The sequence below is a fragment of the Micromonospora sp. CPCC 205558 genome, from assembly GCF_036902955.1.
Taxonomy (GTDB): domain Bacteria; phylum Actinomycetota; class Actinomycetes; order Mycobacteriales; family Micromonosporaceae; genus Micromonospora.
In genome coordinates this window covers 93,394-112,597 of the sequence record NZ_JBAKHR010000021.1, presented here as the reverse complement: position 1 = coordinate 112,597, position 19,204 = coordinate 93,394, and the positions used below count along the sequence as shown (strand labels likewise).

Here is a 19,204-nt window from a genome sequence, read left to right as displayed (position 1 = left end):
TCCGGCCTCGGCCGGGCGCCCCACCACCACACCGTTCCCCAGACAACCGGACCGAGAAAGGTCGGTGTTTCCCATGCACCGTAAAGCGCATCGCGGCCTCGCGATCGCCAGCACCATTGCCCTGCTCATCACCGCTGCCGGCTGTAGCGGCGACGACGGACCCGGCTCCGGCGGGGCGTCGGTGCCGGGCGTGACCGACACCGAGATCACTGTCGGCACCCACATGCCGCTGACCGGGCCGGCCTCGGCCGGGTACTCCAAGATCGCTCCGGCGACGAAGGCGTACTTCGACTACGTCAACGCCAACGGCGGGGTGCACGGTCGGAAGATCACCTACAAGATCATGGACGACGGCTACAACCCGGCGAACACCCAGCAGGTGGTTCGCCAGCTCGTCCTGCAGGACAAGGTCTTCGCCGTCCTCAATGGTCTGGGCACGCCCACGCACACCGGGGTGCTCGACTTCCTCAAGAGCAACCGGGTGCCGGATCTCTTCGTCGCCTCCGGCAGCCGCAGCTGGGACCAGCCGGACAAGTATCCGGGCACGTTCGGGTTCAACCCGGACTACACGGTCGAGGGCAAGATCCTCGCCAACTACGCGAAGCGGGACCTGGCCGGGCAGAAGCTCTGCTTCCTGGGTCAGGACGACGACTTCGGCCGGGACAGCCTGGCCGGTGTGGAGAAGGTGCTCGGCGCCGGGGCCGTGGCGGTCAAGCAGACGTACGTCACCAGCAACACCAACGTGGCGCCGCAGATCGGCGCGTTCAAGGCGGCCGAATGCAAGGTCGTCGTGCTCGCCACAGTGCCCGGCTTCACCGCACTGTCGATCGGCACCGCCGCCCGGCTGGGCTACAAGGCGCAGTGGCTGGTCTCCAACGTCGGCGCCGATTACCCGACCCTGGCCAAGCAACTCGGCGCCGCCGCTCCGATGCTGGAGGGCATGGTCGGTACCAACTACCTACCGATGCAGAACGACACCGCGAACCCGTGGATCCAGCTCTTCACGAAGATCAACAAGGAGCACAACGGGGACGCGCCGTTCGACGGCAACACCGTCTACGGCATGTCGGTCGGTTACCTCTTCGTGCAGACGTTGCTGGCCGCCGGCAAGGACCTCACCCGGGAGAAGGTGCTCGCCGCCGTGCAGAAGGGCGGCTTCCAGGGCCCCGGGCTGGTGCCGCTGCGCTTCTCCGCCACGGACCACTCCGGGTACGGGGGCCAGCGGTTGAGCCGGGTGACCGGGGGAGTGCAGAGCTACTTCGGGCCGGCGTACGAGACGGACGAGGCCGACGGGTCGGTCAACGAGTACACCGCCGCTCCGGTCGCGCCGCCGGCGAACGGGGTGCCGACCGTCTCCTGAGGCCCCGCAGCCCCGACGTCCGACCGGGCGTGGTCAGGCCCGACCACGCCCGGTCGGAAGGCTGCGCGCGTGCTGCCGGCGCGGCCCGGAGGCCGACGGTCCGAGGCGTTGACCGATACCGATCGACGCTCCTACTATCTGCACCGTGAATGCATATTCGGCCCGACCCACCGGGCAGGCCAGCGTCTGCTGCGGCGGCGCCTCGCGGACCGGCCGGGTCGAATGACGGCATCGGCGGAGCGTTCGGGGACGCTGATCAACCCCTGTCTAGACTCGGCGGTGCGTCGGGGGACGCCGTGGCGGTGAGGGGGCGGGGGCGGATGGACGGGGTCGATGTGGCGGGCCGGGTCGACGGGCGTACGGCCCGCGCCGAGCGGACCCGCGCGGCTATCGTCGAGGCGCACCTCGCGCTCATCTCCGAGGGCGACCTCCGCCCGACCGGGGAGCGCATCGCCGAGCGGGCCGGCATCTCGCTGCGCACCCTCTGGACCAACTTCAAGGACATGGAGACGCTCTTCGAGGCCAGCGGCGCGGAGGTGCTCCGCCAGCAGGACGCCGCCCACCGGCCGATCTCACCCGGGCAGCCGTTGGCGAAGCGGGTCGACGCGTACTGCCGGCAGCGGGCTCGGCTGCTCCAGCTCATCGCACCGTCGGCGAAGGCCGCCCAGATGCGTGAGCCGGTCTCCGAGCAGCTACACCGCAACCGGCTCAAGCACATCGAACGGGTCCGCGACGAGGTCGAGGAGCTCTTCGCCGTCGAGCTGGCCGAAGCTGGGCAGGGGCGGGAGCAGCTGCTCCACGCCCTGGTGGCGGCGAGCACGTGGCAGGCCTGGTCGATGCTGCGCTACGGGCTCGGTCTGGGCGTGGACCAGGCCCGCGCGGTGATGGCCCGGACCGTCGGCGCTCTGCTGGCCGAGGTCGCGCCCGACTGATTCCGGCCCGGCCCGATATCGCCCCCTCTTTCCATTCGGTTTCCGATGGGTAACACTGGCAGGCATGGTTACTGCATCAAGAGTGCAACTAACCGTGCTGCGTGGCCGGGACGACGAGTGCCGGGCTGTCCGGAGCCTGCTCGACGGCATGACCAACGCCGACGGTGCCCTGCTGCTGCGCGGAGAGCCCGGATCGGGTCGGACGGCGCTGGTCGGCTACGCCCATCGGCACGCCGAGGGCCGCACCGTGCTCGCCGGCACGGGGCTCGCTGAGGAGGCCGCGCTGCCGTACGCCGGCCTGCAACGTCTGGTCGACCCGGTGCTCGACCGGGCCACCGCCCTGCCCACCGAGCAACGCCAGCTGCTGCGGCGCGCGCTGGCCGGGGAGAGCTGCCCGCCCGACCGGCAACTGACGCTGTCGATGGCGGTGCTCGGGCTGCTCGCCGCCGCCGCCCGGGAGCGGCCGTTGCTCGCCACCATGGACGACATCGACCGAGGTGACCCGCAGACCGCGCAGGTGTTGGCGTTCGTTGCCCGCCGACTGCGGCACCTGCCGCTCGCCGTCCTGCTCACCGCGGACGTCGCCGCCAACCTCGACGGGATACCGGCGCACCGACTGCGGGCGCTGACCGAGCACGAGAGCAGCGTCGTCCTCACCGACCGGCTTCGTCAGCTGGCCGAGCGCGAGGGCGTCGACCGGCTCCCCGAGCGGCCCGCCGCGTCGGCCCTGGCCGCGTTGGCCACGATCGGCGGCGGCAACCCGCAGGCCCTGGTGGACCTCGCCGAGGTGCTCAGCGCGGGGCAGTGGCGGGGGGAGGAGCCGCTGCCCGCCGCGCCACCGGCGGATGGGGCGCTCGGTCGTGCGTACCGCGCCCGACTGGACCGACTGCCACCGGAGACCCGACGGGTGCTGCTGCTCGCCGCGCTCGACGAGGACGGCACCCCGGGCACCCTGATCCGGGCCGCGGCAGCCGCCGGCGCCGAGGTCGAGGCGCTCGCCCCGGCGGAGGTCGCCGGTCTGGTCCGCGTGGAGCAACGAGGTGTCACCTTTCCGCAGCCGCTGGTGCGCACGATGATCGCGGCCAGCGCGCCGCTCGCGGAGCGCCGCGCGGCCCACCGACTACTTGCCGAGGTGCTGGTCGCGCCGGGGCAGCGCCTCCGCCGGGCGATGCACCTCGCCGCCGCGACGGCGGGCGCCGATCCGGCCCTCGCCGCCGAGCTGGAACAGGCCGCCGTCGGTGGCTCCGACGGCTGGGCCGCCGCGTCGGTGGCCCTGCGCTGGGCCGCCGAGTTGAGCGATCATCCACAGTTGGCCGCCGCCCGGCTGTTGACCGCCGCCCGGTACGCCTGGGCCGGTGGGCAGTCCGACGCGGCCCGGCTGCTGCTCGACCGTCTTCGCGCGGTCTGCACCGATCCGGTCGTGCGTGCGCGTGCCGACCTGCTCCGCGGTGAGCTGGAGCTGCGCTGCGGCACCGCGTCGAGCGCGTCGGTCACCCTGCTGACCTCCGCCGCGGCGGTGGAGGGCACCGACCGTGCCCTGGCGTTGGTCGGGCTGGTGCGGGCCGGCGAGGCGGTCTGCTTCGCTGGCGACCAGTACCGGTACGCCGAGGTCGGCCGCCGGGCGCTGGCGTTGCGGCGCCCGGACGACCCGCCGGCGATGGAACTCATGGGCTCTCTGATCGCCGGGGTGGCGGCGACCCTGCGAGGCGACCACGAACGAGCCGGGCCCGCGCTGCGCCGCGCCGTGGTGCTGGGCGGCCGGCTGACCGGTTGGGCGTTGACCCCCACCGCGCTCAGCTGTGCCGCGGCGGCCGGGCTGCTGGTGGCCGTGGACGGCGCGGCCCACCGGCTCGCCGAGCGCGCCGTCGGGCTGGCCCGGGAACGGGGCGAGCTGTCCATGCTGTCGCGGGCGTTGGAGCTGCGGGCGGTCGCCGAGTACTGGCTGGGTCGACACGAGGCGGCGGCGGAGACCTCTCGGGACGGGCTGCGCGTCGCCCGCGCCACCGGCCAGGTCAACTGCGCCAACGTCCATCTCGGCATGCTCGCCGTCCTCGCCGCGATCCGGGCCGACCGGGCCACCAGCCTGCGGCGCGTTCGCGAGATCGGCGAGGCGCCGACGCCGGGCAGCCGTCCGCACGCGCTCGCCGCGTGGGCCCTGGCGGTGCTCGACCTGGTCGACGGTCGGCACGCCGAGGCCGCGGACCGGCTGGCGTCGCTGGCCCGCCTCGGCACCGGTCGAGGTCAGGTCCTCGTGCAGGTGATGGCCACCCCGTACCTGGTGGAGGCGGCGGCGCACCTGGCGCACCGGCCGGCGGCGACGGCCGCGCTCGCCGTGTTCGACAGGTGGGCCAGCAGCACCGCCAGCCCGTTGCGCCGGGCCCTGTCCGCGCGGTGCCACGCGCTGCTCGCCCCCCGGGGCGGCGCCGAGGCGGAACGGGACTTCCAGGCGGCGCTACGCCTGCACCCGACGGAGGCCGGCACGTTCGAGCGGGCCCGCACCGAACTGCTCTTCGGTCAGGAGTTGCGCCGCAGTCGACGCCCACGCGACGCGCGGACGCACCTGCACCAGGCCCGCGAGATGTTCAGTCTGCTCGGGGTGGAGTGCTGGGCCGAGCAGGCCACCACGGAGCTGCGGGCGGCCGGGGAGTCGATCGGTCCGCCGGACCTGCCCGCCGCGCGGTTGTTGACCGGCCAGCAGCTGCGGATCGCCGAGCTGGTCGCCGAGGGTGCCACCAACCGGGAGATCGCCGCCCGGATGTTCCTCTCCACCCGTACGGTCGACCACCACCTGCGCAACGTGTTCCACCGGCTGGGCATCCGTTCCCGTACCGAGCTGGCCCGCGCGTTCACCGCCGAACGGCACGTCGGTCTGGCCTCCGACCGGTGACCCTCCGGTCTGGACGCATTAAACTATCACCGCTAGTTTAAGCGTCATGGACCTCACTCTCTCCGCCGAGCAGGCGGCGGTCCGCCAGCTGGCCGCCGAGTTCGCCGACCGTGAGCTGCTGCCACACGCGGCCGCCTGGGATCGTCGCGAATCGGTCGACCCCGCCATCGTCGGCATGCTCGGTGACCTGGGCTTCCTGGGGCTGACCATCGCCGAGGCCGACGGCGGTTCCGGCGGCGACCACCTCGCGTACTGCCTGGTCCTGGAAGAGCTGGGTCGGGGCGACTCCGCGGTGCGCGGCATCGTCTCGGTCTCCCTCGGCCTGGTCGCGAAGTCGATCGCCGCGCACGGGAACGCCGAACAGCGGGCCGAGTGGCTGCCGAAGCTCTGCGCCGGCAGCGCGCTCGGCTGTTTCGCGCTGACCGAGCCGGACAGCGGCTCGGACGCGGCCGCCCTGCGCACCCGTGCGGTCCGCGACGGCACCGACTGGCTGCTCACCGGCACCAAGACGTTCATCACCAACGGCACCACCGCTCACGTCGCGCTGGTCTTCGCCCGCACCGGCGGCCCCGGGCACCGGGGAATCACCGCGTTCCTGGTCCCCACCGACAGCCCGGGGCTGACCCGGCGGGAGATCCACGGCAAGCTCGGCCTGCGCGGTCAGGCCACCGGAGAGCTGGGTTTCGACGAGGTACGCGTGCCCGACAGCGCCCGCCTCGGTGCCGAGGGCGGCGGATTCCGGCTGGCCCTGGCCACCCTCGCCAAGGGGCGGATGTCGGTCGCCGCCGGATGTGTCGGCATCGCCCAGGGCTGCCTCGACGCGGCGCTCGGTTACGCCGGGCAGCGCACCCAGTTCGGCAAACCGATCGCCGGGCACCAGCTCGTCCAACAACTGCTCGCCGCCATCGCGGTGGACACCGCCGCCGCCCGGCTGCTGGTGTGGCAGGTGGCCGACCTGATCGACCGCGACCAGCCGTTCGCCACCGAGGCGTCGACGGCCAAGCTCTTCGCCAGTGAGGCCGCCGTCCGCGCGGCCAACAACGCGGTCCAGGTGTTCGGTGGGTACGGCTACATCGACGAGTACCCGGTCGGCAAGTACCTGCGCGACGCCCGGGTGGCCACGCTCTACGAGGGCACCAGTCAGATCCAGCAACTCCTCATCGGACGCGCGCTCACCGGCGTCAACGCCTTCTAGCAGCTGTAGGGAGACTCGTCATGAGAGTGTTCACCTCGTTCGAGGAGTTGGCCGCCGCGACCGGTGAGAGCCTCGGGCCGGGCCCGTGGCAGCGCGTCGAGCAGAGCCGCGTCGACCTGTTCGCCGACGCCACCGACGACCATCAGTGGATCCATGTCGACCCGGTCCGAGCCGCGGCGGGGCCGTTCGGCGCGACGATCGCGCACGGGTACCTCACCCTGTCGCTGTTGCCGGCCCTGGCGGGCGGGCTCTACCGGGTCGAGGGGGTGGCGATGGGGGTCAACTACGGGTTGAACCGGGTGCGTTTCCCCGCGCCGCTGCGGGTCGGCGCCGCCGTACGCGCCACCGCCACCATCGCCGACGTGTCGCCGGTGACCGGCGGTGTGCAGCTGGTCGTGACGGTCACCGTGGAGAGCGACAGCGGCGGCAAGCCGGTCTGCGTGGCCGAGACCGTGAGCCGGCTCTACCGCGCCGTGCAGCGGTGACCGCCCGCGACTTCATCGAGAGGATTCATCCGAGAAAACTAGCCGGTGAGCCGACAGGCGCCCTCAGTGGGCGGAAGTAGTGCCGAACCGCGTAGCGGTAGACCTCCTCACCGAGTTTCGTCCCCTCGACGTCAGCACTGCGGAAGTGGACGCCGCCCCAGACGCGCGCGCCGATGAGCTCGTTGAGCGCTTGCGAAAAGCTGGTGAACTGCCTGGTCGTGCCCGAGTCGACGCTGGATCCGCTGAACGCGATGTCGTCTCGGCCGAAGAAGTACCGGTACAGCGACATCCGCGCACCGGTGCCGCAGGCGTGGCCGGAGGGGTACTCGGGGAAGGGGGGCGTGACGAGCAATGACTGCCAGCCCGGGTCGGCGGCCGTCCTCGGGTTACCGTCCGTGTCGGCCTGTTGGATCGCCGTGACCGGACGCCAGTAGCTCCAGAAGTCCTTCTGGCTGAAGCACGCCACTCCTGAGTCGGCCACGATGAGGTCGGTCATCGCGAAGAAGCGCGCGGTCTGCAGGGTGTCCAGCCGTTGGGTGGTGGCGAGCTGACGCTTGATTTCCCAGGAGCCGGAACGCCGGTCGTGCCACCAGAGCGCGGCCTCCGTCTGGTCCCGGGTGCGCACGGTGCTCGTCGCCGAGCCGACTTCCTTCACCTCGTTGAGGTCGCGGGCGTACGCGCTGCTGGTCAATCGTGGCGGCTCGGGTGTGCGGAACGTCGATGCACCGGGGATGAGGAACGGCCGCATGTGTCCGGTCCATGCGCCCTGGGACAGGAACAGCGGCGGTGTGGGTTGCCACTGGCCGGGTCTCGTTCCGATCCTCCACTGCTGGTCCCCGTACGCGCCGTCGTCCTGCCGAGCGGTGACCATCGCGGCGGCGGCTCGTGCCCCGACCCTGATGCCGCCCTGCTTCGACCGACCGTCGCGAATCATGGCGAGAGCCGCGTCGTACTGTGCCCGAAGTCGCTCCCGCTGACCGGGGAAGAGGGCGGCGAGTACGTCGTGGGCGGCGGCGGCGACGGCAGCGTCCACCGACTCGGTCCCGTTCGACGGCGGTGCGGCGAGGTACGGCTGGTACGGGGTACCGGCGATCGCGTTCAGCGCGTCATAGACGGCTCCGTTCACCATCGCGAAGCTGCGCACCTGCTCGTTTGGTTGCTGGGCCGCGACGTCCCAGATCGCCGTCTGGGCGTTGAGGTCCCAGGTGACCACCGGATTGGCGCCGGTGCCGGGAATCGCGGCTGCGGCGGAGGGTGCCGGCCCGGTCATCGTGGACGCGCCGAGCGAGCAGAGCGCGATGGTTGCGGAAATGATGCGTGACCAGATCGTTCGACGTCTGTGGTTGCGGCTCGTCATGATCTCCCCCGTCGTAGGTTTCGATGCTGCCCCGTCGAGGCACGGGGGCGCATTGAGCGGAACCGATGACGCCCGAACATAGCATCGTAGAGCTTCGATGGTTGGCCGTCTGGTCGCTTCCCGACGGCGATCACATGACGGGCGCGCGAGCCGTTTCGAGAACGAATCGAGCCAGCACAGCTGACGCTGGACGTGCTTCGCTGCCCTCGTGGCCGTTGAAGGCGATGGGGTCAACTACGGGTTGAACCGGGTGCGGTTACCGAACGCCACCTGTCGCGGTGCCGGGCCCTTCGGCGGGCCGGCACCGCGACCGGTGTGTCAGGCGACTGTGCAGGCGGTGCCATTGAGGGTGAACGCGGACGGTTGGCCGCTGTTACCCGTGTGGGTCGCCTGGAAGCCGATGTCGACCGAGGCGTTCGGCGCGATCGTCGCGTTGTAGGAGACGTTGCGGGCGGTCACCGCCCCGCTCGACGGGGAGTAGGTGGCGTTCCAGCCGTTGGTGATGCTCTGCCCGCTGGGGAGCGTGAACGCCAGGGCCCACCCGTTGACCGGCGTGCCGCTGGTGTTGGTCACCGAGACCGACGCGGTGAGACCGTTGTTCCAGGCGTTGACCGTGTACGCGACGCGGCAGTCACCGGACGGCGGGGGCGTCGTCGGTGGGGGAGTGGTCGGTGGGGGATCGGTCGGTGGCGGGGTGGTGGGCGGCGTGTCGCCGCCGATGCTGCCGGGCACGGTACGGAGAGCGTCGAACCAGGCGGCGGCCATCTTGCGGTAGCCGGTGGCGTTCGGGTGCACCCCGTCGGCCAGGTCGCTGAGCGTCAGGGCGCGGTACATGTCGACCAGGTGCACCCGTTTTCCGGCGGCGGCCCTGCTCTGCACGATCCCGGGGATCGCAGCGTTGTAGCCCCGGACCTGGTTGTCCGCGCCGGACTTCGGGATGATCGTCGCGACGAACACGTCCGCGTTCGGGGCGTTGTTGGTGATCCGGTCGACGAGCGTGGCCAGCCGGGACGGGGCCCCGGACGTGTCGCCGTACATGTCGTTGGTGCCGATGTGAAGGAGGACGGTCCGCGGGTTCGTGGCCCGCAACCAGTTGACCACGTTGGCGTCGATCTGGGCGATCGTCCAGCCGGAGTGGCCCTGGTGGTCGTGGTCGCCGAGGCTCGCCGGCCCGTTGAACTGGGAGCCGACGAAGTCGATCCGGTATCCACCGGAGGTGAACTGCTGCCACAGCTCGATCCGGTAACCGCCGGGAACGTTGAATCCGTCGGTGATGGAGTCGCCGAGCGGCATCACGCGTACGCCGCCGTTGGATTCCGCGCTGGCGGGGGTCGTGGCGATCGGCACGGCGGCGACCAGGGCGGCGACGGCGGCCAGGGTCGTCCACCACCGGCGCGCCCGCCGGGGCCTCGACGTCGGCGCGCTGCTGGTCGGTGGGAGAGGAACGGATTGGACAAGCGTGGGACTGCGCATGGGGCTTCCTCTGGTGGGGTGCGCGACAGGCGCGGCCACCGGGAGACGGCTGCCGCCCTGACGCGGTACGCGGAGGTGGGCTGCACGTCACGACCACAAACCCGGACGTCTGCGCTGGTGATCGTGGCGGTGTGGCGGGCACCGGCCGTCGATGAGCTGGCGTGACAGGCCGGTGAGCGGTGGCGGAAGTGTGCCCTGCACCTCGTCTGGCGCACCATAGCGTGTGATCGCTAACAGCGGCAACGTATCAACGTATGACAATGCGTCAGGTGCCGGATTCACGATGCGGCGCGTCGGCCCGGGTGCGGTCGAGCACCGAATCGAGCCAGCGTAGCTGACGCCGGACGTGGACGGCCTCGCCGCCCTCATGGCCGTTGAACGGGTAGACGTGCATCTCTCGTTCGGGCGGGACGGGCCTGCCGTTCGCCGCGCCGTAGTGGTTGTAGGCGGCGAAGGCGGTTCGCGGTGGGCAGACGGTGTCGCGCTGGCCAACCCCGAACTGCGCCGGCGCGGTCGCTCGGCGGGCGAAGCTCACCCCGTCGACATGGGACAGCGTGCGCCACACCGCCTCCTCGGCCTCCCGGTGCACGGCCAGGTACCGGGCGATCTCGCCGTACGGCGCGAGGTCGGTGAGCGCGACGGCCCGGCGCATGTCGCAGAGGAACGGGGCGGTGGTCAGCACCGCGCTGAGATCGTCGACGAGGCCGGCGACAGCCAGGGCGAGGCCGCCGCCCTGGCTGTTGCCGACCACGCTGACCCGGTCGCCCTCGACCCCCGGCAGCGCGCGGACCGCCTCGACCGCGCGGACGGCGTCGGTGATGAGGCGACGGTAGTGGTAGGTCCGCGGATCGAGAATCCCCCAGGTGACCGGCGAGGGCCCGCCGGGCGCGCCGTGCGGGTCGGGGGTGTCCCCGGCGCCGTGCTGCCCCGCCTGGCCCCGGTTGTCCATCAGCAGGTGCGCGTACCCGGCCACCGGCCAGGTCAGCCGTTCGTGGGGCAGGCCGCGGCCACGGCCGTAGCCGGCGTACTCCACCACGGCCGGCAGCGGCCCTCGCAAACCGGCCGGGCGGGTGTACCAGGCGCGTACGGGGTCACCGCCGAAGCCAGCGAACGTGACGTCCCAGGAGTCGAGTAGCCGTAGGTCGGTGGGCTCGGGACGCACGTCGACGAGCAACGGCACGGCGGCCGCCTCGGCGAGCGTTTCCCGCCAGAACTCGTCGAAGTCGTCGGGCTCGGCGACCTCGGGTGCGTACCGCTGAAGTTCGTCGAGGGTGTGGGCGGGCTGGGGCACGGGTCCTCGCAGGGGCCGGGGTCAGTGCGGGTTGGCGGGGGGCGCGGTGCTCTCCCGGACGACCAGCTCGGTCACCAGGTCGATCCGGCTGGTCGCCGGCTCGTTCCCCCGGGTCAGGTCGAGCAGCATCTGGGTGGCGATGCCGGCCATGTCGCGCAACGGCTGGTTGATCGTGGTGAGGGCCGGGTCGGTCCAGGCGGAGACCGGCAGGTTGTCGTACCCGATCACGGAAAGGTCCTCGGGCACCCGTAGGCCGCACTGACGGGCGGCCCGGAGCACCCCCATGGCCTGGATGTCCGACCCGGCGAAGATCGCCGTGGGTCGGTCCGACCGCTGGAGCAGTTGCAGCCCGTGCGCGTGCCCGGCGCCGGCGGAGAAACCGCCGTAGCGGACCAGCTCGCGGTCGACCACTATCCCGGCTTCGTCGTGGGCCGACTGGAAGCCGGCGGCGCGGGCGCGGCTGCACAACACATCGGGTGGACCGGAGATGATGGCGATCCGTCGGTGCCCCAGCTCCAGCAGATGCCGAGCGGCGAGCAGGCCGCCGTTCCAGTTGTTCGACCCGACGGTGGGCACGGAGGCCGAGGTCGCGCTGTCGGTGTCGACGACGACGAACGGTATGCCCTGCCGCCGCAGGTGCTGCTGTTGGGCCTCGGCCAGGTGGGAGAGGACGAACACCACACCCAGCGGTCGGTCGGCGAGTAACGCCTCCAGCCACCGGGCGGGCGGCCGGTGCGCGCCGTCGAGTTGGGCGACCGACAACCCGATGCCGGCCGCCGAGGTCACCGCCTCGACGCCCCGCAGGATCTCCATCGCCCAGCCCGTGTCGAACTGGTGGAACACGAGGTCCACCCGGCCGCCGCTGGTCGCGTGTCGCCGGGCCCGGCGCTGGTACTGGTGGCGGTCGAGGCTCGCCTCCACCCGGGCCCTGGTGCCGGGGGCGACGTCGCCGCGTCCGTTGAGGACCTTGGACACGGTCGCGACCGAGACGCCGACATCGTTGGCGATGGTCGCGATGGTGGTGGAGGCGGGTGGGCCGAGCGGGCGGTGCTCTGTCATCGCAGCCCCATACAACATCCGAAAGTTTCGGCCGACCTTAACATGACGAGACATTCACGCCAGTCGGTGCCGAAGTCAGGGTGCCAATTTGTGGGTCACCGCGCGGTTCACCGTGGACGGAGCGCCGATGGGGGAGTCACCGTGTGCGGGAAACAATCCCTGGTGGTCAGATTGAGACCCTTGACAGGCATCGATGGGGCACTTAGGTTGCCGAAAAGGTTACGCAGGTTTCCGGAAAGTTTCGGATCGTGGGAAACGTCCGCCACCGAGCGCGCTCGCGCCTCTCGTGGCTCTTCCCCAGTCGGCACAGGAGGTCGAGGATGACATCCACCCTACGGCCCCCGCCGCCAGCGCCGCCGCGTTCACCGCAGGAGGCGCGAAGCCCTGCCCCGCGCTCGCCACGACGCGGCCGCAGTTGGCGACAGGCACTGCGCCGGGACTGGCAGCTCTACTCCCTCGCCATTCTGCCGCTGCTGTTCTTCCTGGTCTTCCGGTATCTGCCGATGCTCGGCAACATCATCGCCTTCCGTCGGTTCAAGCCGGGCGGCAACATCTTCGGCGAGTACTGGGTCGGCCTGCGCTACTTCCGGATGTTCCTCAGCGACCCGACGTTCTGGGAGGTGTTCACCAACACCCTGGTGCTCGGGACGCTGACCCTCCTGTTCTGCTTTCCGCTGCCCATCGTGCTGGCGCTGCTGCTCAACGAGGTTCGGGCCCGTCGCTTCAAGCGGTTCGTCCAGTCGGTCTCCTATCTGCCGCACTTCCTGTCGATCGTGATCGTGGCGGCGATGGTCATCCAGTTGACCTCGATCGACGGCACCGCCAACCAACTCGTCCGGCTGTTCGGTGGGGACGCCGTGGCGTTCCTGCAACAACCGCAGTGGTTCCGCACCATCTACGTCTCGTCCGAGGTCTGGCAGACCGTCGGTTGGGGCACCATCCTCTACCTCGCCGCCCTCACCACCATCGACGAGGACCTGTACGAGGCGGCCCGGATCGACGGCGCCAGCCGGCTGCGCCAGACCTGGCACGTCACGTTGCCGGGCATCCGTCCGACGATGGTGACGTTGCTGATCCTCAACATCGGCAGCTTCCTGGCGGTCGGGTTCGAGAAGATCCTGCTGCTCTACAACCCGTTGACGTACCCGACCGCCGACGTGGTCTCCACCTACCTGTTCCGGATGGGCTTCCAGTCGAGCAACTTCAGCTACGCGGCGGCCATCGGCCTCTTCGAGGCGGTGATCGGGCTGATCCTCGTCCTGTCGGCGAACGTCATCTCCCGTCGCACTGTGGGGACGAGCCTGTGGTGATCCTCGGCACGAAGATCGACGCCCCGAAGACCCGCGGGCCGGATGACAGCCGGGGTTACCGGGTCTTCCGAGTCGTCAACACGGTCGTCCTGCTCGGCGTCGTGGTGGTGACGCTGTACCCCTTCCTCAACATCGTGGCCCGGTCGCTGAGCGAAGAGGCGTACATCATCGCCGGGAAGGTGAGCATCGTCCCGCGCGGGTTCGACCTGACCGCGTACAAGCTGGTGATGTCCGACCCGATGTTCTGGACGAACTACCGCAACACCGTGGTGTACACGGCGGTCGCGACGCTCATCTCGATCGTGCTGACCACCTGTTACGCGTACGTGTTGTCGAAACCGCAGCTCAAGGGGCGTCCCTTTCTCATCGGTGTCGCGCTGTTCACCATGTTCTTCTCCGGTGGCCTGATCCCCAACTACGTGCTGGTCACCAGCCTGGGGATGAAGAACACCATCTGGGCCGTGGTGATCCCCAACGCCATTAGCGTGTTCAACCTGCTGGTCATGAAGGCGTTCTTCGAGAGCCTGCCGAACGAGTTGGAGGAGGCCGCCGCGGTCGACGGGCTGAACACGTACGGCATCCTGCTGCGGATCGTGCTGCCGCTGTCGAAGGCGATCGTCGCCACGATGGTGCTCTTCTACGCGGTGGCCTTCTGGAACTCGTGGTTCACCGCGTTCCTCTACATCGACAGGCAGGACCTGCTTCCGGTCACCGTGTACCTGCGCAACCTGATCGCGGGCGCCACCAGCGCCGAGTCGTCCGGTGCCGCCGACGCCGACAAGGTCCAGGCGGCGGCCACCCTCCAGGCCGTGACGATCGTGCTCACCACCCTGCCCATCCTGGCGGTCTACCCCTTCGTCCAGCGGTATTTCGTCCGCGGCGTGATGCTCGGCGCCGTCAAGGGCTGAGCTGCCGCACCTCCCACCCACCACCGAAAGGACCAGCCATGCTCCACCAGACGTGGCGCCGCGTGGCATTGGCCACCGCGGGTCTGCTCGTGCTCAGCCTGACCACCGCCTGCTCCGAGGACCCCGGCGAGTCGACGGACCTCTCGGAGAACCGTGCCGGCGCGATGGCCAACTACGGCGTCGGCGACCAGTTCAAGGCCACCGAGGCGCTCTCCTTCTCGACCCTCTACAACAACCACACGTTCTATCCGCTCAAGGAAGACTGGCTGTTCTGGTCGGAGCTCACCAAGCGGACCAACGTCAAGATCGAACCGGTGGCGGTGCCGCTCAGTGACTACGAGCAGAAGCGCAGCCTATTGATCGGCGCCGGGGACGCCCCGTTGATCATCCCGAAGACGTACCACCCGCAGGAGGACGCGTTCGTGTCCTCCGGGGCGATCCTCCCGGTGAGCGACTACCTGGATCTGATGCCCAACCTCAAGGACAAGATCGCCAAGTGGAACCTCAAACCGGAGATCGACACCCTGCGGCAGTCCGACGGCAAGTTCTACCTGCTGCCCGGCGTGCACGAGAAGCCCACGCAGGACTACACGGTGCTGGTGCGCACCGACATCCTCGAAGAGCTGAACCTGTCGGTGCCGAAGACCTGGGACGAGCTGTACACGGTGCTCAAGGCGATGAAGGCGAAGTACCCGAGCGTCTACCCGTACTCCGATCTCTTCAGTAAGCCCAACCCGACCGGCGCCCTGCTGAACATCCTCGGCGCGTCCTACGGCACGCGGGCCGGCTGGGACTATCAGCACGCCTCCTGGGATTCGACGGCGAAGAAGTTCACGTACACCGGCGCGTCCGAGCAGTACAAGCAGATGCTCACGTACCTGCACAAGCTCGTCGCAGAGGGCCTGCTCGACCCGGAGAGCTTCACCCAGACCGACGACCAGGCGCGCCAGAAGCTCGCCAACGGCAAGTCCTTCGTGGTCACCGGCAACGCACAGACGCTTGTCAACAACCACCGGCCCGACCTGGCCAAGACGTTGCCGAAGGCGAAAATGGCCAAGATCCCACTGCCGGTCGGTCCGGCCGGTGAGGTCAACCCCTTCTCCCGCCTGGAGAACGGCATCATGATCTCCACGAAGGCCCGGGAGAGCAAGAACTTCGTGGCCATGATGCAGTTCATCGACTGGCTGTGGTATTCCGACGCCGGCCAGGAGTTCGCCCGCTGGGGCGTCGAGGGCACCACCTTCGCCAAGGACGCCTCCGGCAAGCGTTCCGTCACCGCCGACGTCGACGTCCTCGGGCTCAACCCCAAGGGCACCAAGCACCTGCAGAAGGACTTCGGCTTCTACAACGGCGTCTTCACCTACGGCGGCACCCCCGACCTGGTCCGTGGCTTCTTCTCCCCGGAGGAGCTGGAGTTCCAGAAGGTGATGGACGCGCGCACCCCGAGGGAGGTGGCCCCGCCCGCTCCGCTGACCGACGAGGAGCGCGAGCAGGTGTCGCTCTGGGAGACCCCGCTGAAGGACTTCGTCACCCAGAACACGCTGAAGTTCGCGCTCGGCCAGCGGCCGCTCAGCGAGTGGGACGCGTACGTGGCCGAGCTGAAGGCCAAGAACTCCGACCAGTACATCGACCTGGTCAACAAGGCGTACGAGCGGTTCCAGAAGAACAACGGCTGATCAGCGGGGTCCGGTCGGGCGGCCTGTCGCGGCCCGACCGGACCCCGGCGGTGACCATCGGGCGGACGACCAGAGGGAACGATAGTGAGTGGCGCGGCCCAGACCTGGCGACAGTTCGGCGACGGACCGCTGTCGCGGATCACCTCGCGCGTCTACATCCTGCTCGTGATCGAACTGCTCCTGCTGCTCACCACCCTGCCCGGCCTGCTCCCGCTGCTGTTGCTGGGCCGCGACCCCAGCAACCTGCCGCTGGGCGCGCTCTTCCTGGTACCCGTCGGCCCGGCGATCTCCGCTGCCCTGTACGCCCTGCGCCACCAGCGAACCGACCTGACCGACCTGCGCCCGGCCACCCTGTTCTGGCGCGGCTACCGAGCGAACGTGACCGGTGTGCTGCGCATCTGGGTGCCGACGCTGCTGTGGCTGACCGTGCTCGCCGTGAACCTCGCCTACTCCGGCGCGGTCGGCCTGGCGACCTGGTGGACGGTGCCGCTGGTGCTGATCGCAGTGGCGGTGACCCTCTGCGCGGCCAACGCCCTGGTGATCACCTCACTGTTCGACTTCCGCGCCCGGGACGTGCTCCGGCTGGCCGTGCACTTTGTCGTGCGTACCCCCGGTGTTCCCGTCGGTAACGCCCTGCTGCTGGCCGCGGCGGCTGGGATCACCGCGGTCTTCTCCGAGGCGGTGCTGATGCTGCTCGCGTCGATCGCGGTCCTGGCGTTCCTGCGCATCGGCGATCCGATGATCCACCTGATCCGGAAGGAGTTCACCCCATGAGCCTGCCCCTCACCGCCAAGGTGCCCTTCGGGGGCGACGACAACCCGGAACAGGAGACCGAACCGCCGTCGGCGCTCACCATCCGGCGGCTGCCGGCGTACGGGGTTGTCGTGCTGGAGGAGGACCGGTGAACGCCGAAGAGTCGGTGGACTTGGAGCAGCTGATGTTCGTCGAGGAGCCGACGGATGGTGACGGACCGCGCGTCCACCCGGCCTGGCTGCCCCCGGAGGCGTTCCGGTCACTCGGCGCGCGCCGCATCCTCCTGCACGGCGAAGGGTTGCTCATCGACACCGTCCTCGACGAGGTCTCGCGCGCCTGCGCGCGTTACGGCGGGTTGGTGTGGCACTCCCCGTCCTGGGACGTCGACGTCGATCTTCTGCTCGCTCTGCGCGACGCCGGTGAGCTGCCCAACCCGGCGGTGGAGGCGGCGCGCGTCGCCGCGGAGGCGGCGCTGGTCGAGCTGGGCGACGACGGGACGCTCGGCGACGAGGGTTTCCTGTTGGCGCAGGCCGGCGACGTGACGGTGGTGCTGGCCGACGCGCCGGCCGGCCTGCTGTACGGGCTCTTCCACGTGGTCCGGCTCTGCGCGGCTGCCTTCGACCCGACCCGCCCTCCGGAGCGGCACCGGCCGGCGCTGCGCCGGCGCATGCTGAACCACTGGGACAACGTGGCCGTGCATCCGGTGATGGGCCAGGTCGAACGGGGGTACGCGGGCGGCTCGATCTTCTGGCAGGACGGCCGTTCGCGCGGCGACCTGGCCCGGGTACGGGAGTACGGGCGGCTGCTGGCCTCCTGTGGGGTCAACGCGATCTCGGTGAACAACGTCAACGTGGCCCGCACCGAGGCGCTGCTGCTCACCGACCGGCTCGGCGACGTGGCCGAGATCGCGGACGTGCTGCGCCCGTACGGCATCCGGGTGCACCTGTCGGTCAGTTTCGCCGCGCCGGTGATCCTCGGTGGTCTGCCGACCGCCGACCCGCTGGACGAAACCGTGCGGGTCTGGTGGGCCTCGACCACCCGGCGGGTGTACGACCGCATCCCGGACTTCGGTGGTTACCTGGTGAAGGCCGACTCGGAGGGGCAACCCGGCCCGTTCACGTACGGCCGTGACCACGCCGACGGCGCGAACCTGCTGGCGGAGGCGCTCGCCCCGCACGGGGGAGTGGTGCACTGGCGGGCGTTCGTCTACAACCACCACCAGGACTGGCGGGACCGGTCCACCGACCGGGCGCGGGCCGCCTACGATCACTTTGCCCCGCTCGATGGGCGCTTCCGCACCAACGTGGTCGTCCAGGTGAAGTTCGGCCCGGTGGACTTCCAGACGCGGGAGCCGGTCTCACCGGTGCTCGCCGCGATGCCGTCGACCCGGCTGGCTGTGGAGTTGCAGGTAACCCAGGAATACACGGGTCAGCAGCGGCACGTCTGCCACCTCGGCCCATGGTGGAGTGAGGTGCTGCGCTTCGCGCCCTGGGGGCCGGGCGGGCGGACGATCGCCGACGTGGTCACGGGAGAGGCGGCGGCGGGCGGTGGGCTGGTCGCGGTCGCCAACGTCGGCGACGACCTCTTCTGGACCGGGCATCCGTTGGCACAGGCCAACCTGTACACGTTCGGCCGGCTGGCCTGGGACCCTCGACGGGACCCGACGGAGATCCTCGACGAGTGGATCACGCTGACCTTCCCGCCGTCGGCGACCGCCGACGCGGACCTGGTGCGGCGGACACTGCACGAGATCATGGACGACTCGTGGCGCACCTATGAGCGCTACACCGCCCCGCTGGGCGTCGGCTTCATGGTCAACCCTGGCGACCACTACGGCCCCGGCGTCGACGGGTACGAGTACACGCGGTGGGGCACCTACCACTTCGCCGACCGCGACGGCGTCGGTGTGGACCGCAGCCGGGCGTCGGGCACCGGCTTCACCGGTCAGTATCCGCCGTACTGGGCCCAGGTGTACGAGTCACCCGAGAGCTGCCCCGACGAGCTGCTGCTCTTCTTCCACCACGTGCCGTACGGGCATGTGCTGCACAGCGGCTCGACGGTCATCCAGCACATTTACGACAGTCACTTCGCGGGGGTCGAGGAGGTGACGGCGATGCGACGGAGGTGGCAGAGGCTGAACGGCATGATCGACCCGAGCGTCTACCAGCGGGTCGCCGAACGCCTTGAGGAGCAGGTGCGGTGCGCCACCGAGTGGCGCGACCAGATCAACACGTACTTCTTCCGCAAGTCCGGGGTGCCGGACGAGCGAGGGCGGGACATCTACTGAGCGGTCCGGTTGGTTCCGAAAACGTCCCGGTAATTTCTCGCCACCTGTCACCACTGACGATGCTCGTCAATGTCGGTCCGCGCGCAGGTGGCCCCCGAAACCGTTGCGGCGAAAGGTTTCCGGAAGTCTTGACAATCGAGTGTGCTCGATTGAAGCTGACATGGTCACGCGAGCCGCGGTCAAGGTCGGGCGAAGGGCAGTCCTCGACTTGAGTCCCCTTCCACGCGCCTT

General features: G+C 70.1%; 15 protein-coding genes. 11 read left to right on the top strand and 4 right to left on the bottom strand.

Annotated elements, in window-relative coordinates; all coding sequences use genetic code 11:
• Nucleotides 1–73: 73 nt before the first annotated feature.
• The 5 genes from V6U86_RS23165 (at nt 74) to V6U86_RS23145 (ending at nt 6,859) form a co-directional block, all read left to right on the top strand.
• Nucleotides 74–1,360, top strand: coding sequence for an ABC transporter substrate-binding protein (locus tag V6U86_RS23165; RefSeq protein ID WP_334506368.1), 1,287 nt, complete (start codon nt 74–76; stop codon nt 1,358–1,360).
• A 320-nt stretch (nt 1,361–1,680) separates the two neighbouring features.
• Nucleotides 1,681–2,292, top strand: a complete 612-nt coding sequence (locus tag V6U86_RS23160) for a TetR/AcrR family transcriptional regulator (RefSeq protein ID WP_334506366.1) — start codon at nt 1,681–1,683, stop codon at nt 2,290–2,292.
• Between the two features lie 64 nt (nt 2,293–2,356).
• Nucleotides 2,357–5,179, top strand: coding sequence for a helix-turn-helix transcriptional regulator (locus V6U86_RS23155; RefSeq protein WP_334506364.1), 2,823 nt, complete (start codon nt 2,357–2,359; stop codon nt 5,177–5,179).
• 46 nt (nt 5,180–5,225) lie between these two features.
• Nucleotides 5,226–6,374 (top strand): acyl-CoA dehydrogenase family protein, encoded by a 1,149-nt coding sequence (locus V6U86_RS23150; RefSeq protein ID WP_334506361.1) that lies wholly within the window; start codon nt 5,226–5,228, stop codon nt 6,372–6,374.
• A 20-nt stretch (nt 6,375–6,394) separates the two neighbouring features.
• The gene (locus tag V6U86_RS23145; protein ID WP_334506359.1) at nt 6,395–6,859 is read left to right on the top strand and encodes a MaoC family dehydratase; all 465 of its coding nucleotides are present in this window, start codon (nt 6,395–6,397) and stop codon (nt 6,857–6,859) included.
• A gap of 25 nt (nt 6,860–6,884) precedes the next feature.
• Here V6U86_RS23145 and V6U86_RS23140 read toward each other — a convergent pair whose 3' ends face one another.
• From V6U86_RS23140 to V6U86_RS23125, 4 genes are all read right to left on the bottom strand, one after another.
• Complete coding sequence (locus V6U86_RS23140) at nt 6,885–8,216, bottom strand: vanadium-dependent haloperoxidase (RefSeq protein WP_334506357.1); 1,332 nt, start codon at nt 8,214–8,216, stop codon at nt 6,885–6,887.
• A 318-nt stretch (nt 8,217–8,534) separates the two neighbouring features.
• A complete protein-coding gene (locus V6U86_RS23135) occupies nt 8,535–9,689 on the bottom strand; it encodes a cellulose binding domain-containing protein (protein WP_334506355.1) in 1,155 nt (384 codons plus the stop codon).
• Nucleotides 9,690–9,954: 265 nt separating this feature from the next.
• Nucleotides 9,955–10,980, bottom strand: coding sequence for an acetylxylan esterase (locus V6U86_RS23130; RefSeq protein ID WP_334506353.1), 1,026 nt, complete (start codon nt 10,978–10,980; stop codon nt 9,955–9,957).
• 21 nt (nt 10,981–11,001) lie between these two features.
• The gene (locus V6U86_RS23125; RefSeq protein ID WP_334506351.1) at nt 11,002–12,039 is read right to left on the bottom strand and encodes a LacI family DNA-binding transcriptional regulator; all 1,038 of its coding nucleotides are present in this window, start codon (nt 12,037–12,039) and stop codon (nt 11,002–11,004) included.
• Between the two features lie 320 nt (nt 12,040–12,359).
• Here V6U86_RS23125 and V6U86_RS23120 point away from each other — a divergent pair, with 320 nt between their 5' ends.
• The 6 genes from V6U86_RS23120 to V6U86_RS23095 all read left to right on the top strand — a co-directional run bounded on the left by V6U86_RS23120 (nt 12,360) and on the right by V6U86_RS23095 (nt 18,973).
• Nucleotides 12,360–13,349 (top strand): ABC transporter permease, encoded by a 990-nt coding sequence (locus V6U86_RS23120; protein WP_334506349.1) that lies wholly within the window; start codon nt 12,360–12,362, stop codon nt 13,347–13,349.
• Entirely contained in the window at nt 13,346–14,257 is a 912-nt protein-coding gene (locus V6U86_RS23115) for a carbohydrate ABC transporter permease (protein ID WP_334506347.1), read from the top strand. Before V6U86_RS23120 ends, V6U86_RS23115 begins: the two co-directional genes overlap by 4 nt.
• A 38-nt stretch (nt 14,258–14,295) precedes the next feature.
• Nucleotides 14,296–15,933 carry an ABC transporter substrate-binding protein gene (locus V6U86_RS23110; protein WP_334506345.1) on the top strand — a complete coding sequence of 546 codons (1,638 nt, stop codon included), beginning with the start codon at nt 14,296–14,298 and terminating at the stop codon, nt 15,931–15,933.
• Nucleotides 15,934–16,017: 84 nt separating this feature from the next.
• Nucleotides 16,018–16,707 carry a DUF624 domain-containing protein gene (locus V6U86_RS23105; protein ID WP_334506343.1) on the top strand — a complete coding sequence of 230 codons (690 nt, stop codon included), beginning with the start codon at nt 16,018–16,020 and terminating at the stop codon, nt 16,705–16,707.
• Nucleotides 16,704–16,838: a hypothetical protein gene (locus V6U86_RS23100; protein ID WP_334506341.1), complete on the top strand. Its 135-nt coding sequence runs from the start codon at nt 16,704–16,706 to the stop codon at nt 16,836–16,838. The genes V6U86_RS23105 and V6U86_RS23100 overlap by 4 nt, the downstream gene beginning before the upstream one ends.
• Nucleotides 16,835–18,973, top strand: coding sequence for an alpha-glucuronidase (locus V6U86_RS23095; protein ID WP_334506339.1), 2,139 nt, complete (start codon nt 16,835–16,837; stop codon nt 18,971–18,973). The genes V6U86_RS23100 and V6U86_RS23095 overlap by 4 nt, the downstream gene beginning before the upstream one ends.
• Nucleotides 18,974–19,204: the final 231 nt, after the last annotated feature.